The 15,501-nt window shown below is 75.1% G+C and carries 15 protein-coding genes; 6 read left to right on the top strand and 9 right to left on the bottom strand.

Annotated features, from left to right (window positions below; translation table 11 throughout):
- Positions 1-3 precede the first annotated feature (3 nt).
- Complete coding sequence (locus STBA_RS20700; protein ID WP_077060684.1) at positions 4-423, top strand: ankyrin repeat domain-containing protein; 420 nt, start codon at positions 4-6, stop codon at positions 421-423.
- Between the two features lie 10 nt (positions 424-433).
- On the opposite strand, the gene STBA_RS20695 is transcribed toward STBA_RS20700, so the two are convergent.
- The 3 genes from STBA_RS20695 to STBA_RS20685 form a co-directional block, all read right to left on the bottom strand.
- Complete coding sequence (locus tag STBA_RS20695) at positions 434-1,324, bottom strand: aminoglycoside phosphotransferase family protein (protein ID WP_077060683.1); 891 nt, start codon at positions 1,322-1,324, stop codon at positions 434-436.
- A gap of 187 nt (positions 1,325-1,511) precedes the next feature.
- On the bottom strand, positions 1,512-2,618 hold the full coding sequence (locus STBA_RS20690) for an amidohydrolase family protein (RefSeq protein WP_077060682.1): 1,107 nt from the start codon (positions 2,616-2,618) through the stop codon (positions 1,512-1,514).
- Positions 2,619-2,626: 8 nt separating this feature from the next.
- A complete protein-coding gene (locus STBA_RS20685; protein ID WP_077060681.1) occupies positions 2,627-3,952 on the bottom strand; it encodes a glutamine synthetase family protein in 1,326 nt (441 codons plus the stop codon).
- Positions 3,953-4,177: 225 nt separating this feature from the next.
- Here STBA_RS20685 and STBA_RS20680 point away from each other — a divergent pair, with 225 nt between their 5' ends.
- Complete coding sequence (locus STBA_RS20680; protein WP_077060680.1) at positions 4,178-5,971, top strand: FAD-dependent monooxygenase; 1,794 nt, start codon at positions 4,178-4,180, stop codon at positions 5,969-5,971.
- 10 nt (positions 5,972-5,981) lie between these two features.
- On the top strand, positions 5,982-6,617 hold the full coding sequence (locus tag STBA_RS20675; protein WP_077060679.1) for a TetR/AcrR family transcriptional regulator: 636 nt from the start codon (positions 5,982-5,984) through the stop codon (positions 6,615-6,617).
- A 3-nt stretch (positions 6,618-6,620) separates the two neighbouring features.
- On the opposite strand, the gene STBA_RS20670 is transcribed toward STBA_RS20675, so the two are convergent.
- On the bottom strand, positions 6,621-7,412 hold the full coding sequence (locus STBA_RS20670; RefSeq protein ID WP_077060678.1) for an SGNH/GDSL hydrolase family protein: 792 nt from the start codon (positions 7,410-7,412) through the stop codon (positions 6,621-6,623).
- Positions 7,399-7,968: a PadR family transcriptional regulator gene (locus STBA_RS20665; RefSeq protein ID WP_077060677.1), complete on the bottom strand. Its 570-nt coding sequence runs from the start codon at positions 7,966-7,968 to the stop codon at positions 7,399-7,401. Before STBA_RS20665 ends, STBA_RS20670 begins: the two co-directional genes overlap by 14 nt.
- Positions 7,969-8,190: 222 nt before the next feature.
- Between STBA_RS20665 and STBA_RS20660 the strand changes: the two genes are divergently transcribed.
- The 3 genes from STBA_RS20660 to STBA_RS20650 are packed head-to-tail and all read left to right on the top strand — an operon-like array spanning position 8,191 to position 12,037.
- Entirely contained in the window at positions 8,191-8,751 is a 561-nt protein-coding gene (locus STBA_RS20660; RefSeq protein ID WP_077060676.1) for a helix-turn-helix domain-containing protein, read from the top strand.
- A gap of 50 nt (positions 8,752-8,801) precedes the next feature.
- On the top strand, positions 8,802-9,542 hold the full coding sequence (locus STBA_RS20655) for an ABC transporter ATP-binding protein (protein ID WP_253194870.1): 741 nt from the start codon (positions 8,802-8,804) through the stop codon (positions 9,540-9,542).
- On the top strand, positions 9,542-12,037 hold the full coding sequence (locus tag STBA_RS20650; protein WP_171987890.1) for an ABC transporter permease: 2,496 nt from the start codon (positions 9,542-9,544) through the stop codon (positions 12,035-12,037). Before STBA_RS20655 ends, STBA_RS20650 begins: the two co-directional genes overlap by 1 nt.
- Here the strand turns inward: STBA_RS20650 and STBA_RS20645 are convergent.
- The 4 genes from STBA_RS20645 to STBA_RS20630 form a co-directional block, all read right to left on the bottom strand.
- Entirely contained in the window at positions 12,030-13,226 is a 1,197-nt protein-coding gene (locus STBA_RS20645) for an SGNH/GDSL hydrolase family protein (RefSeq protein ID WP_077060673.1), read from the bottom strand. The two genes, STBA_RS20650 and STBA_RS20645, sit on opposite strands and share 8 nt — an antisense overlap.
- 43 nt (positions 13,227-13,269) lie before the next feature.
- Positions 13,270-13,839: a TetR/AcrR family transcriptional regulator gene (locus tag STBA_RS20640; RefSeq protein WP_077060672.1), complete on the bottom strand. Its 570-nt coding sequence runs from the start codon at positions 13,837-13,839 to the stop codon at positions 13,270-13,272.
- Positions 13,840-14,273: 434 nt separating this feature from the next.
- Positions 14,274-14,993, bottom strand: a complete 720-nt coding sequence (locus STBA_RS20635; RefSeq protein WP_077060671.1) for a GDSL-type esterase/lipase family protein — start codon at positions 14,991-14,993, stop codon at positions 14,274-14,276.
- Positions 14,990-15,457: a cupin domain-containing protein gene (locus STBA_RS20630; protein ID WP_077063462.1), complete on the bottom strand. Its 468-nt coding sequence runs from the start codon at positions 15,455-15,457 to the stop codon at positions 14,990-14,992. The genes STBA_RS20635 and STBA_RS20630 overlap by 4 nt, the downstream gene beginning before the upstream one ends.
- Positions 15,458-15,501 lie beyond the last annotated feature (44 nt).

Below are 15,501 nucleotides of genomic sequence, written 5' to 3'. Positions count from 1 at the left end.
CCCATGACCGGCCCGGCACCGGAGAGCAACGAGCCCGCACACGACCCCGAGGTGCTTCAGCTCGCGGCGAAGATCTTCGATCTGGCCCGCCAGGGGGACACCGCCACGGTCGCCGCCTACGTCGACGCGGGCGTCCCGCCGAACCTGAGCAACGACAAGGGCGACACGCTCCTGATGCTCGCGGCGTACCACGGGCACGCGGACACCGTCCGGGTGCTGCTGGAGCGCGGCGCGGACCCGGGCCGGGGGAACGACAAGGGCCAGACCCCGATCGCCGGCGCGGTGTTCAAGGGCGAGACGGACGTGGTCCGCACCCTGCTCGGCGCGGGCGCCGACCCGGCGGCGGGCCAGCCGTCCGCGGTCGACACGGCCCGGATGTTCGGCAGGACCGAGCTGCTGGACCTGTTCGGCGAGTCGTCCTAGCCACCGGCGCCTACCCCTCGCCGTAAACCTCACCGAGCACGCGCGCCCGGCGGTGTACGCGGGCGATGTGCTCGGGAGTGTGGAACGCGGCGAAGGGCGGCCACAGGAACAGCAGGACGCCGAGTTCCTCGGCGACCAGGGCGCGCATGAAGGAGCGGCGGTCGCAGGGACGGACGGCCAGGTAGCCGTCGGCCAGCGCGCGCGGGACGGCCGTTCCGGACGGGGTCGCCCGAACGCTGAGGAACGCGAGGTCGGCGACCGGCCGGCCGACGCCGGCGGCCTGCCAGTCGAGATACGTCCGCCGGCCCGCCGCGTGCACGATGTTGTCCGCGTGGCAGTCGCCGTGGATCAGGCCCGGCGGGAGCGCGGTGATCCGCTCCCGCAGTTCGACGCGGCCGTCGAGCAGTCCGGGCAGGCCGGGGAGCGCGTCCCCCCAGAAGGCGGTGATTCCCGCCAGGTCCGGGGCGTCGAGCGCGTCGAGCAGCGGATCGGGCCCGGTCCAGTCCCCGGCGGGCAGCGGGGTGCCGTGCAGGGCAGCCAGGTCCCTGCCCAGGTCCGCCCACATGCCGTCGGTCCAGGACGCGGCGTCCTTCGGCTCGCCCGCCGCCACGAGCAGCACGGCCACCCCGGCGGCAGTGTCGAGGGCGTCGAGGAGGCGCGGCGTGCGCAGCGGGACCGATGGCGCGAGCTCCCGGTAGAAACGCAGCTCGCGGCGGGCCGCGGACAGCGCCCGCGGGCCCAGCGCGGCGGGGGTGACCTTGAGGTACGCGGCGCGGCCGTCGGCCGTACGCACGGCGTGCACGCCGGCGCCCGACCGGGACCCGGCCGGGGCGGACCGTTCGCCGACCACGCGGAACGCGCCCACCGCCTGCTTCGTCAGCTCCGTCAGCTCATCCGGCACGCGGATCTCTCCTCCCCCACGACTCGACGCGGAATGACACGGTACGGCCTCGTCCCGGCCGGATGGCGGCCGGTTCAGGCCGGGCCGCGGCCCGCTTCGGTCACGGCGGCGTGGACCGGACGGCGCGGCGGCGGGCCGCGGGGGAGCTGGGCACCGGTGTGCCGCGCGTGACCGGCGCGGCCGGCCCTCAGCCGCCGAGTCCGTAGAGGCGGCGGGCGTTGCCCGCGGCGACCAGGGCGGCGACGCGGTCGGCGTCGGACCGCGACCAGGAGCCCTCCCCGCTGAAACGGGCGCACAGGCGGGCCACGGCCAGCCGGAAGTTCTGGGCGCCCACCAGGTACAGCTCGGGCAGCCCGTAGGCGTCGGTGGAGAACAGCAGCTTGCCGAACGGCGTCAGCTCCAGCATCTCGGCGAGCACCGCCTCGGCGCGGGCCCCGGTGTGCCCGAGGGACAGGCCGACGTCGGCGTACACGTGCGGATAGGCGGCGGCGAGGTAGCCCGCGTTGCGGTGGAACGGGTAGCAGTGCAGCAGCACCACGCGGCATCCGGTCGGCCGCACGGCGCGGATGAAGTCGGTGAGCAGCAGCGGGTCGGCGCGGTGCAGGCGCAGGTCCGGGTCGCCGAAGCCGGTGTGCACCTGGAGCGGCAGGCCGGTCCGTGCGGCCGACCACATGAGGTGGCGCAGGAGCACCGGGTCGGTCAGCCGGTCGGTGCGGCGCGAGTCGAGCCACCGGGCCGCCGCGTCCCGCAGCTCGGCGGCGGACGGCGGCGCCGGGTCCAGGTCGAGGCCGTACCGGTAGGCGGCAACGGTCTTGAACCCGGAGGCCGTTCCGGCGGCGGCGGCGATGGCCTCGGCCAGGTGTGCCAGGAACGCCGCCGCGCCGGGCGCGGCGGCCGCGGCCCGTTCGGCGAGCCGCTCGACGCGGACGATCTCGCGGGCCGTTCCGCCCCCGGCGGCGGCCAGCTCGCCCGGGTCCGTCAGATCGCCCGGCAGCCCCGTGTCCACGAGGAACGTGCCGATGCGCGCGGCGCGCAGCAGGCGGCGGGCGGCCTCGCGCGCGCCCAACTGCCGTCTGCGGCCGAGGTAGTCGTCGGGTGGGCAGTGCGGTTCGAGGCCGAGGACGGGGGCGCACCACCGGCGCACGGCGAAGCCGAGCTGGGTGTCGAAGTGGCGGGTGCCGGGCGCGGGGGGCGCGTCGGACTCGGTGAGCAGGGCCTCGAACGCGGCGGCATCGTCCGGCCCTTCGCGCAGGACCCCGTGGCAGTGCTGGTCCACCAGCGGCAGCGGTTCCACGGCGGCGCTCAGTACCGGTCGCGGGTCGCGGCGGCGATCTCGTCCGGGGTGGCCGCCGCGAACAGCGTGACCTCCGCCTGCCGGACGGCGAGGATCGAGCCGTGCAGCTCCTCGCCCAGCGCTTCGCGCAGCACGGCGGAGCGCTCGAAGTGGTCGAGCGCCACGGGCAGCGAGTCCGGCAGCCGGGAGGGCCGTTCCTCCTCGGGCGCGAGCGCGGGGTCGCCGGCGACGGGCGGCGGCAGGGTGCGGCCCGCGGCGAGACCGGCCAGGCCCGCGGCGATGACCGCGCCGGTCACCAGGTACGGGTTGGCGGCCCCGTCGAAGCACTTGACCTCGGCGTTGGCGCCGCTGATGTCGTCGGGCGCCCCGGTGACGAAGCGCAGCGCGGCCTCGCGGTTCTCCAGGCCCCAGCACTGGTGGGCGCCCGCCCAGCGGGAGGGCCGCAGCCGCAGGTAGCCGGCGGGCGAGGGGGCGCCGATGGCGAGCAGCGCGGGCAGCTCGTGCAGGACCCCGGCGAGGAACGCCTCGCACGCGCGGGACATGCCGAACGGGCCGTCGCCGTCCCGGCAGGCGTTCTTGCCGTTCCGCCACAGGCTGAGGTGCAGGTGGCGGCCGTTGCCGAGTCCTTCGGGGTCGACCACGGGCGCGAAGGAGGCGTCGAGGCCGTGCCGCGCGGAGACCGCGCGCACCGTCTCGCGGACGAGGACGGCGAGGTCGGCGGCGGCGACGGGGGCAGCGGGCGCGACGGACACCTCGTACTGCCCCGGCGCGTACTCCGGGTGCAGTTGAAGGAGTTGCACGCCCTGCTCGGCGAGGGCGTGCACGATCCCGTCGAGATAGGCGGAGACCTCGACGAGGCGGGCCATGCCGTAGGCGGGCCCGGTGCCCGCGGGTTCACCCGCCCGTGTGACGACCCACTCGGTTTCGAAGCCCATCCGGACCTCGATGCCGTGCTCGGCGAGCGCACGTTCCGCCTGGCGGCGGGCGAACTGCCGCTGGCAGGCCGGGTAGGGCGCGCGGCTCTGCTCGAACCGGTCGGCGGGCGCCCAGGCCCAGCCGGGCTGGGCGGCCAGCGCCGTCAGCCGGCCGAGGTCGGGCACCAGCCGCAGGTCACCGTCGGGGCCGCCGATGTGCGGGCTCGTCGTCATGGAGTCGTCGACCAGGTACACGTCGAAGACGGGGGACATGCCGACGCCGTCCTCGGCCGCGCGGGCCAGGCGGGCGAGGGGCACGGTCTTGACGCGGGTGATGCCCGCGTTGTCCACCCAGGTGAGGGCGACGCCGTGAACGCCGGCCGCGGTGAGCCGCGCCACGGCCTGCTGAGTCGAGTCCATGCCCGCAGCCTGCCCGGCACCCCCGGTCCGGGCAAATACACCTAGTCAACGAATAATTGACGCCCCGTCAACGCCGGTCGCGCCATCACCCCCACGGAAGCGGTGCGCCGGGCGGCCCCGCCGCCCCCCGGCCCGAAGCCTTCTTGACGCAGGGACCATCAAGTCTGATGATTCCATCACATCGCTCGCCGATCGTTGTGACCGTCGTTACCCGCGGAGCGTCCAGTGACGAACGACCTCGATGTGCCCGTTCTCATCGCCGGCGGTGGCGCCGCCGGCCTCACCGCGTCCCTCCTCCTCAGCCGGCTGGGCGTCACCTCCCTGCTGGTCACCGCCCTCCCGACGACATCGGCGCTGCCGAAGGCACACGTGCTGAACCAGCGCACCATGGAGATCATGCGCGACGTCGGTCTGGCCGACGCCGTGTACGCGGCCGGGACCCCGGCCGGGCAGATGGCCTACTCGGGCTGGTACGTCGGCCTGTCCGGCGACGACCCCGACCACGGCCGCCGCGTCGCGCGCATCGAGTCCTGGGGCGCGGGCGGCAGTTCGCCCGAGTGGCAGGCGGCAAGCGCGGAGCGGCAGGCCAACCTGCCGCAGCACCGCCTCGAACCCCGGCTGCGGGCCCGCGCCGAGGAGCTGGCGCCCGGCATGGTCCGCTTCCACCACGAGCTGACCGCGTTCACCCAGGACGCCGACGGCGTGACGGCCGAGGTCACCGACCACGGCAGCGGCTCCGCCCTGCGCGTCCGCGCCCGCTACCTGCTGGGCTGCGACGGCGGGCACACGGTCGGCCCCGCGCTCGGCATCGCCCACGAGGGCGTGCGCGACATGGCGCGCATGGTCACGTTCCACTTCTCCGGCGACCTGTCGCGCTGGGCCCGCGACCCCGAGGTCCTGATCCGCTGGCTGTGGCTGCCCGAGCTCGGCACCGGCGGCGTGCTGGTGCCGCTCGGCCCCGAACGGTGGGGCCCCGACTCCGAGGAGTGGGCCTGCCACCTCCACTACCCCGCGGCCGAGCCGCGCGCGCTGGACGAGGCGGCGGTACTGGCCGACCTGCGCACCGCGCTCGGTCCCGCGGCCGAGGGCGTGACGGTGCACGGTGTCTCGCGCTGGACGCTCCAGGGCGTCGTCGCCGACCGGTTCCGCGCGGGCCGGGTCTTCCTCCTCGGCGACGCCGCGCACCGCCACCCGCCCACCGGCGGCCTCGGGATGACCTCGGCGATCGACGACGCGCAGAACCTCACCTGGAAGCTGGCCGCCGTGCTCGGCGGCCACGCGGACGAGGCGCTGCTCGACACGTACGCGGTCGAGCGCCGCCCGGTCGCCGCCGCCGGGGTGCGGCGCGCGCTGGAGAGCACCCGCAACCACCTGGCGATCACCGCCCACTTCGGCGGCGGGCCGCAGGCGGGACCCGCGGAGAACTGGCGGCTGGCCCGCCGCCTGTGGAGCGGCGACCCGGCCGACCGCGCGGCGCGCCGGGCGTTCCTGCGCACCGTCGCGGCGCAGTCCATGGAATTCGGCGAGCTGGGCGTGGAGTTCGGCTACACCTACCCGCAGGGCGCGCTCGTGCCGGACGGCACGCCCGTGCCGCAGAACCCGGACCCGGTGCGCATACATCTGCCCGCCGCGCGCCCAGGACACCCGCTGCCGCACGCCTGGCTGGCCGACCCGGACGGCGAACCGCTGCCGGTGGCCCGGCTGGTGACGCCCGGCCGTTTCCTGCTCATCGCGGGCGAGGAGGGCCACGACTGGTGCCGGGCGGCGGAGAAGGCCGCGGCGCGGACCGGGCTGCCGCTGGACGCGGTGCGCGTCGGCCACCTCGACGGCGACTACCTCGACGGCGACTACCTCGACCCGCGTTCGACGTGGACGCGCTGGCGCGGACACGGACCGGCCGGGGCCGTCCTGGTGCGCCCGGACCGGTTCATCGGCTGGCGCGCCGCCGGCGCGGACCCGGACCCGGAGGCGCGGTTGACGGCGGCGCTGGACGTGTTGCTGGCGCGGCGGCGGATGTGATGATGAGGCCATGCCCGAACAGCGGTCCGCACCCAACCGGTTCGCCCGGCGGCGGGCCGCGACCCGGCGGGCCCTGATCGACGCCGCACAGCGCATCCTCGCCGAACGGGGCGCGGGCGACGTCAGCATCCAGCGGATCGCGGACCGTGCGGACGTCGGCTTCGGCTCGTTCTACAACCACTTCTCCTCCAAGGCCGAGCTGTTCGACGCGGCGGTCGCCGAGGCCCTCGAGGACTACGGGCGGCGGCTCGACGCGGCGGCGGACGGGATCGCCGACCCGGCCGAGAAGTTCGGCGCCGGGGTCCGGCTGACCGTCGCGATGGTCGAGTCGCACCCGCAGCTGATGCGGGTGCTGCGCACCAGCGGCCTGGGCCAGATCGGCGCGGACCGCGGCCTCGCACCGCGCGTCCTGCGCGACATCGAACGGGGCGCGGCACGCGGCCGGTTCGCCGTGGCGGACCCGGCCGTCGCGCTGGCCGCGGCCTGCGGCGCGGTCCTCGGCCTGGTCGACCTGCGGCTGCGCCGACCGGGCAACACGGGCCGGGACGACGGCGAGCGCATGGCGGAGCTGCTGCTGCGGATGCTCGGCCTACCGGTCACCGAAGCCCACGAAATCGCCACCCGCCCACTGCCACCGGCCCCCTGAGCCTCAGAGGGCCGTGAAAGGGAGCAGCTGCGGGCGTTTGGCCGTGCGCCCGTCCCCGGACGAACGACGGCGCAGGCGCCGCACCAGCCACGGCCCGAGGAACGAGGCGGCCCAGCGCAGTTCCCCGGGAACGGCGCGCCACCCGACCGGTGGGGCGGCGCCGTGGGGCGGCAGGGGCTGCGTCCACGTCTCGTCGCTGCCCGGCACGCCGAGCGCGTGCGCGACGGCCTCGGCGATCCGCTGGTGACCGAGCGGGCTCGCGTGCAGCCGATCCGTGGTCCACAGCCGCGGGTCGGTGACCACGGCGGGCCGGCCGGTCTCGGCGACGACGACGCCGTGGCGGCGGGCCGCGCGGCGGATGCGCTCGTTGAGGGCGGCGACGCGCGGCCCGAACGGCCGGGCGAGCGGGGTGATGCGCGCGAGATCGGGGAAGGTGAGGGTGGCGACGCGGGCGCCGTGGGCGGTCAGCGCGGCGAACGTCGCCTCCAGGTGTCCGGCGACCTCGTCCGCGTCGAACCGCGGGCGGAGCAGGTCGTTGACCCCGGCAACCACGGTGGCAAGGTCCGGGCGCAGGAGCAGTGCGGGGGCCAGCTGTTCGGCGCGGACCTGGCCGGCCAGGCGCCCGCGCAGGGCCAGGTTGGCGTACAGCATCCCCGGGTGGTGCGGCGCCAGCAGTCCGGCGAGCCGGTCGGCCCACCCCCGCAGCCCTGCGAAGTCATCGCCGTCGCCGACGCCCTCGGTCTGGCTGTCCCCGAGCGCGACGTAGCGCAGCACGTGCGCGTCACCGCCGGGCACCGGTGCCCCGCCTCTCCTGTAGGACGGCGACCGCGCGCGTGCACCAGTCGCGGTTGCCCCGCTCGAAAGCGAGGCCGCGCAGGCACGTCAGGTAGGGGCCGACGCGTGCGCCGTGGCGCAGGAACTCGTCCTCCGTGCGATCGCCCCGCATGGTGCGCAGCATCGCGTCGAACAGGTTGATCCTGGTCGTGGCGAACGCGGCGCGCTCGGTCAGCCGCGCCGCCAGCGCCCCGGTGTCGACATGGTCGGCGGCCTGGACCGCGATGAGCAGGTCGTCCCTGATGAACGAGGGCTTGGCGGCGCGGGCCGTGAAGTCTTCCAGCTCCCCCAGGCCGGAGCCGGTGACCCGGAAGAGGCGTTTGGTGGGCCGGGCGTCCTGGGGCACGTCGCGGCCCGTGATCAGGCCGTCCCGCTCCAGGCGGGTCAGCTCCGCGTACAGCTGCTGGGGCCTGGCGTGCCAGAAGTTCGCCACGCCCAGGTCGAAAACCTTGGCCAGCTGATACCCACTCAGCTCCTCGTCGAGCAGCGCCGCGAGCACGGCGTGCCGCAGGGCCATGGGACCACCCCCTCACCTATTCATGATTCTGACCATTCATCTTCATGAGTATATGCCTGGGCGCGCCTCACTCCCGGCGAGGTGTCCCCCGCGGCGTTCGTCCCGGCCCGTCGCGGGCGACCCGGCCGTGAACGGCGGCCCGTGGGGGTGGGGTTGTCCCCACCGCCGGTTCTGGTGTGTGCCGGATCGTGCACAGGCCCATGTGCACAGGAGCCTGTGCACATGCCGTTCACGCCTTCCCTCAGCGGGCTGAAAGCCCTCGCGCACCCCAGGCGCCTGCAGATCATGGAGCAGCTGGCCCACCACGGCCCGGCGACCTCCGCGAGGCTCGCCCGCGCGCTCGGTCTCAACACCGGCGCCACCAGCTACCACCTCCGCGCCCTCGCCGGGCACGGCTTCGTCGAGGAGACGGCGGGCACAGGACACGGCAGGGAACGCTGGTGGCGCGCCGTCTCCCAGGACCTGCGCCTGCCGCCGCGCAGCCGCCAGGACGCGGAGACCCGGGCCGTGGTGGACGAGATGAACCGGCTCGCCTACGCCTCCGACCTGCGGCTTTTCGAGGAACGGCAGCGCACCGACGCCGTCGGCGACGCCGAGGACGCCGACTGGCAGGACGCCGCGTTCCCCTACTCCCGCGGCACCATCCGCGTCACCCCGGCCGAACTCCGCGACTTCTTCGAGGAGTACATCGCGCTGGTCAACCGCTACAAGCGCGCCCACGAGGACGCCCCGCCCGATTCGCGCACGGTCCTCACCCGCTTCCTCGCCTTCCCCGCGTCCTGACCGCCTCCTGACAGCCTCCTGACAGCCTCCTGACCAGGAAAGAGACGACCGTGACCGTCCGCACCGCCGTCCGGCTCGACGCCGTGACCAAGATCTACGGCCGCCGCGGCCGAGGGGGCGTCGTGGCCCTCGACGCCGTGACCGCCGCCCTCCCGCACGGCTCGTTCACCGCCGTCATGGGCCCGTCCGGCTCGGGCAAGACCACGTTCCTGCACTGCGCCGCCGGCCTCGACCACGTCACCTCCGGCACCTCCTGGATCGGCGACACCGAGCTGAGCGGCCTGAACGAAACACAGCTGACGCGGCTGCGCCGCCGCCGCGTCGGGTTCGTCTTCCAGTCCTTCAACCTGGTGCCCGCCCTCACCGTCCGGCACAACATCGCCCTCCCGCTGCGCCTCGCCGGCCGGCGCACCGACCGGCGCCGGCTGGACGGCATCCTGGAACGCGTCGGGCTCGCCGGCAAGGCGTCCGCGCGGCCCGCGGAGCTGTCCGGCGGCCAGCAGCAGCGCGTCGCCATCGCCCGCGCCCTGATCACGCGCCCCGACGTCGTGTTCGGCGACGAGCCGACCGGAGCCCTGGACACCGTGACCGCCCGCGAGATCCTGGCCCTGCTGCGCGACTGCGTCGACACCGGCGGCCAGACCGTCGTCATGGTCACCCACGACCCGGTCGCCGCCGCGCACGCCGACACGGTGCTGTTCCTGGCCGACGGCCGCCTCACCGACCGCATGGAGGCGCCCACCGCCGACCGCGTCGCGGACCGCATGACGCACCTGGGGGCGTGGGCCTGATGCTCGGCTACGCGCTTCAGACTCTCCGCGCCCGCAAGGCCGCGTTCGCCGGCGCCTTCCTCGCGCTGCTGTGCGCCGCCGCCCTGGTGACCGCCTGCGGCGCACTCCTGGAGACCGGGCTGCGCGGCGAAATCCGCACCGAACGCTACGCCGCGACCCCCGTTGTGGTCGCAGGCGATCAAAACGTGCACCACGAGGAGCGCAAGGGCGACAAGACCAAGCACAAGGCCAAGCCGCTCGCCGAACGGGTCTGGCTGCCCGAGGGCACCGCCCAACTGGTCGCGGACGTGCCGGGCGTCGGGGCCGTCGTTCCCGAACTCACCTTCCCTGCCGCCCTCGTGGGCCAGGACCCGGAGAACTCACTCGGCCACGCCTGGTCATCCGCCGCGCTCACCCCGTTCCGCGTCGAGGAGGGCGGCGCGCCGCGCGCCGACGGCGACATCGTCATCGACCGCGGGCTGGCCGGGCGCGCCGGCCTCGCCCCTGGCGACCGGGTGACCGTGCAGTCCACCGGCGACCCCGCCGTCTACACCGTCACCGGCATCGCCACCACCCCGCGCGGCGCGCCCGCCGAGCAGTCCGCCGTCTTCTTCACCGACGCCGAGGCCCGCCGCCTCGCCGGGCACCCGGGGCAGGACACCGTCCTCGGGGTGTTCCCCGCGGACGGCGTCGGCGCCGGACAGCTCGCCGACCGCGTCGCCGAGGCCCTGGCGGGCACCCCCGCCCGCGTGCACACGGGCGACGGGCGCGGCCCCGTCGAGTTCCCCGCCGCGGAACAGGCGCGCGTGCGGCTCATCAGCATGGGCGGCGCGATCGGCGGCACCGGGCTGCTCGTCGCCGTGCTCGTCGTCGCCGGCACCTTCGCGCTCACCGCGCAGCAGCGCAGGCGCGAACTCGCGCTGCTGCGCGCCGTCGCCGCCACCCCGCGCCAGGTGCGGCGGCTGATCGGCCGCGAGGCGCTGCTCGTCGGCCTCGCGGCCGGGCTGCTCGGCGCACTCGCCGGACTGCCGCTCGCGGGCCTGCTGCACGACAGGTTCACCGCGCTCGGCGCCGTTCCGGAGACGCTGGCCCCCGTGCGCAGCCCGTTCCCCCCGGCCGCCGCGCTGCCGGCCACTCTGCTCACCGCATGGGTCGCGGCCCGCGTCTCCGCCCGCCGCGCCGCCCGCATCCGGCCCGCCGTCGCGCTCACCGAGGCCGCCGGGATACGCCGCGGCGTTCCCCTCGGGCGCCTGATCGCGGGGCTCGCGGCCGTGGCGGGCGGTGCCGTGCTGCTCGCCGTGCTCTCCGGCCTGCGCACCGAGCCCGCCGCCACCCCCGTCACCTATCTGACGGTGCTGCTGCTCTGCGTCGCGGTCGCGCTGCTCGGCCCGCTGCTCGCCCGCGCCGCGTTCGCCGTCCTCGGCGCGCCGCTGCGCCTGTCGCGCGTGCCGGGCCACCTGGCCGCCCACAACGCCCGCGCGCACTCCCGCCGGCTGGCCGCCGTCATCACCCCGCTGACGCTGCTGGTCGCCCTGACCGGCACCGTCGTCTTCAGCCAGACCACGCTGGGCGACGCGGCGGAACGGCAGGCGGCTGACGGGGTGCTCGCGGACTGGACCGTCACGTCGGAGGGGCCGGGCGTGCCGCCGGGGGCGGCGCAGCGGCTGCGGGAGGTGCCGGGCGTGGCAGCGGTCACCGAGGTCGTGCACGGCACGGTCCGCACCCCGGGGCTAGACAAGTACACGGTGCAGGGCGTCACGCCGGACGGCATCGGCGCCACCCTCGATCCGGGCGTCACCGCGGGCTCGCTGAGCCGCCTCACCGCGGACGGCGTCGCCGTCAGCGAACAGGTCGCCGACAGCCGGGGTCTGGCCCCGGGCGACGAGCTGGCACTCGTGTTCGGCGACGGCACTCCGGCCACACTCACGGTCGTCGCCGTGTACGAACGCGGCCTGGGCTTCGGCGACCTGACCCTCGCCCACGAACGGCTCGCCGCCCACCTCGACAACCCGCTGGCGGACTCCGTCCTGGTGGCCGGCGCGGAGGCGGACCGCCTGACCGACGCACTCGCGGACCTGCCTGGCCTCGCCGTGCGGGACGGCGGGCACACCGCCGAGGTGCGCGCCACGCGGCAGGCGGCGAACGCCGAGGTGGCGTTCCTCGGCATGGGCCTGGTCCTCGCGTTCACCGCCATCGCGTCCGTCAACACCCTGGCCATGTCGACCGCCGACCGGGCGGCCGAGTTCGCCCTGCTGCGCCGCATCGGCACCACCAGGCGGCAGGTGCTGCGCATGCTGCGGCTCGAATCGCTGACCGTCGCGGCCACCGCGGCCGTGCTCGGCACCGCCATCTGCCTGGCCACGCTCACGGCGTTCAGCAGCGGCATGACGGGCGAAGCGGCGCCTTCGCTGGTGCCCGGCGCCCACCTCGCCATCCTGGCCGCGGCCGCCGCACTCGCCATGGCGGCCACCGCCGTCCCCGGCCGCCTCGCGCTGCGCGCCGCTCCGGCTAACTAGTGCCCACGCGGTCGGCGAAGGCGCCGCCCGCGGCGAAGGCCAGCGCGGCGAAACGTTCGCCCATGCGGTGGTGGGTGGCGGCGTCCGGGTGCAGCTCGTCGGGCAGCGGCAGTTCGGCGGCGTCGGCCTCGCCGTAGAGGGCGCGGCCGTCGAGGTGGTGCAGCTGCGGGTCGTCGCCCGCCCGCTGCGCCACGATGCGGGCCAGCTCCGCCCGGATCACGCCCAGGGTCAGCTTCCCGCTCGCGCGTTCCGCCGGATCGCCCGCGGCCGTGAACCGGAGCCGGCCCGCACCGACATCGCTGAAGTCCGGGACGCTCGGGCCCGGCGTGTCCTCGTGGATGGGGCACAGGATGGGCGAGACGAGCAGCAGCGGGGTGGCCGGGTGGCCTTCGCGGATGGTGTCGAGGAAACCGTGCACGGCGGGGGTGAAGGCGCGCAGGCGCATCAGATCGGCGTTGACCACGTTGATGCCGATCTTGAGACTGATCAGATCGGCCGGCGTATCCCGCAGCGTCCGGGCGATGAACGGGTCGAGCAGCGCGCCGCCGCCCAGGCCCAGGTTGACCAGGTCCACCCCGCCGAGTGCGGCGGCCCGCGCGGGCCAGGTGCCGGTGGGGACAGCGGCGTCGGAGCCGTGGCTGATCGAGCTGCCGTGGTGCAGCCACACCCTGCGGCCCCGGTCCGCCGCGGGCTCGACGGGGGCGTCGGTGCGCAGGGCCACCAGCTCGGTCGCCTCGTTGTGCGGCAGCCAGATCTCCACGTCCTTGTCCGCCGTGCCGCCGGGCAGGCCGGTGAAGCGGAGGGTGCCGGCCGGGCCCGGCTCGGTCTCGAAGGTCCCGGCGGCCATGTCGATGGTCAGCGTGTTGCCGCCCGTGACGGCCGCCCGGCCGGCCGGGCGGCCGTCGACGAGCAGCTCGTAGACGCCGTCCGGGCGGGGCGGGACCCCGACGTAGACCCGCTTGGTGGGCAGCGCCTCCAGTTCGACGGCGGTGGCCCGGGTGCGGAAGGCCAGCCGGACGCCCGAGGGCTGGGCCTCGGCCATGGCCAGTTGCGGGTCGGCGCACTGGGCGCGGGCGCGGGCGGGCAGCCGGTGCGGCAGCACGCCGCGTTCGGTGCGCTCCACCTCCAGGGCGCCGCGCAGGAGCTCCGCGGTGACGGGCGTGGTGATCCAGCGGTACTCGGTGTGCATGTCCTCAACCTGTTGATCGACGTGGTCGGCCGGTGCGGCCCGGTCAGGGCGCGGGCCAGTTCCGCAGGAGGGCGTCGAGCGCGTCCACGATGCGCGACCAGGTTTCCCCCGTGTCGGGGGCGCTGTGGCTGAACCCGCCGCCCAGCTCCAGGCTCACGTAACCGTGGAAGACGCTGCCCAGCAGCCGGACCGCATGCGTCTGGTCCGGCTCCGTCAGGTCGTAGCCGCGCAGGATGGCCCGCGTCATCTGGGCGTGCCTGCCGCCCGCGCTGGCCGCGGCCGTCGCCGGGTCGAGCCGCAGCTGCGCCGCGGCGTAGCGGCCGGGGTGCTCCGTGGCGTAGTCGCGGTAGACGTTCGCCAGGGCGGCGAGGGCGTCCTTGCCCGCCCGCCCGGCCAGCGCGGCGGAGCCCCGGTCGGCCAGCTCCGCCAGGGCGAACAGGGCTATCCCGGTCTTGAGGTCGTGGGAACTCTTCACGTGCGAGTAGAGACTCGCGACCTTGACCTCGAACCGCCTGGCGAGCGCCGAGACGGTCACCTCCGCGAACCCGACCTCGTCGGCCAGCTCGGCCCCCGCCCGGATCAGACGCTCCCTGGTCAGCCCCGCGCGCACCATAACGTTCCTCCCGTTCGACGAAACCGATTATGCATTTGCCTATACCCCTTAGGCAAATGCCGAGGCATCGTCGGCCCGGAGCGGAGCGCACGGCGACGGCAGGGCCCAGCCCGTCGAAGTGCGGCCGCGTCCAGCCGTTGCAGTGGAACTGCTGCGGCCCGCGGACGAGACGGACGTGCGGGACCGGCTCGCCGCCGTCCGGCATCACCAGTTGCTCGGCTGGAACGGCACCGCGTCGACCGCCAACCCGACCTGCCGGTGACCGTGTGTGATCCCCAGCGGCGTATCGGCTCCAGGTCCCGCCGGTCTCGTTGAGCCGGCGGGTGGTGGCTGCGTCGTGGTGGCCGAGAGCGTTCGAGAGGGTCCGTTCGTCGTTGCCTGCCCGGTAGGGGCGGGAACCGCATACGCAGGAAAGGGGCCGCCGCCGGAAACGGCTACGCGCTCCGGGCCGGGAGCCAGGTGTCGATGACCTCGGCGACAAGGGCGGCGCCGCGGCTGTTCTGATGAATGTGGTCGGTCGTGAGCACGAGACCCCGGCGCCGCGAGATCGTATCGAGGCTGCGGCGCGGCAAGGCGTGCCGGACGAGGACGCTGACGCTCGCTGCGGGCGTCGGGTCCCGGTAGGGGATCGGCGGCGGGTCCGCCTGGCGTAGTTCCTCGGTCTGGCTTTCGTGGAGCGGGAGGTAGGTCGCGTTGTTGGTGGTGGCGACCTCGGCGATCATGCGGCTGTACGTCTGTGATGCGCGCGCCGCGGCTCCGTCGAGTTGTTGGCCGAGGACCGGGAGGGACAGCAGGGCGATCGTCGCGTCGGTCTGCGCTCGCAGCCGTTCGACGACGGCTCCCAGGCACTGCTGGAACCAGCCGGCCGACGGGCGTTCGGGGAGTTGTTTGCGCTTCATGGCGCGCTCGACGGGGTAGCCGGCGAGGCTCGCCCGGGCGTCGTTGGTCCCGATCAGCACGGTGATCACGTCGGGTGGGTCCGCGACGACGGCATCGAGGCGCCGTGAGAGGTTGTGGGCGAAGTCGCCGTTGACGCCGAAGCGGGCGAGCCGTACGTCGCCGGGAGGTCGGCGTCGTTGGAGAAGGTCCAGGTAGTCGACGCTGAGTTGCGCGCGGGTGAGGCTGTCGCCGAGGCACGCGATACGGGTCGTCACGGTGTTCGCGGGCCGGACGTGCCGGCGTGCTCGGTCGGGCGGGCTTCGGTCCTGGGACGGTGGTCGGTGCCGAGGCCGGCGGTGATGGTCAGGATGGACGCCGGTCCCGCCATGTCGACCGCGTGCCATGTCCCGGCCGGGTTGACGGTGGCCTCGCCCGGCCCGAGCACAACCCGGTCGGGTACTCCGTCCACATCGCGGGTGACCGTCACCGACCCGCTGAGGCAGACGACCAGTTCGTCGCCGGCGGGGTGGCGCTCCCAGTGGTCGCCGGGGCCGTCACCGTCGAAGATCGTCACCATCCGGCCCTCGGCGCCGTCCGCCGCGACCGCGGCGCTGTAGGCATGGAGCACCTCCGGGTCCCAGGCGAAGCCCTCGACAGGTTTCGCTCTTGACCCCAGCCCGAGGTGCACAGGGGTGGTCCGCAGGTCGATGGCGTTGGGTTCGTGATTGACAAGTCGCATGCCGACGATCGTCACAGGACAGCAATAGGGTGGTCTTGAAGGAA

This window comes from Streptomyces sp. MP131-18 (genome assembly GCF_001984575.1).
Classification (GTDB): Bacteria; Actinomycetota; Actinomycetes; order Streptomycetales; family Streptomycetaceae; genus Streptomyces; species Streptomyces johnsoniae.
Note: the sequence above shows the minus strand (reverse complement) of the source record. Positions and strands in the feature narration are given on the sequence as shown.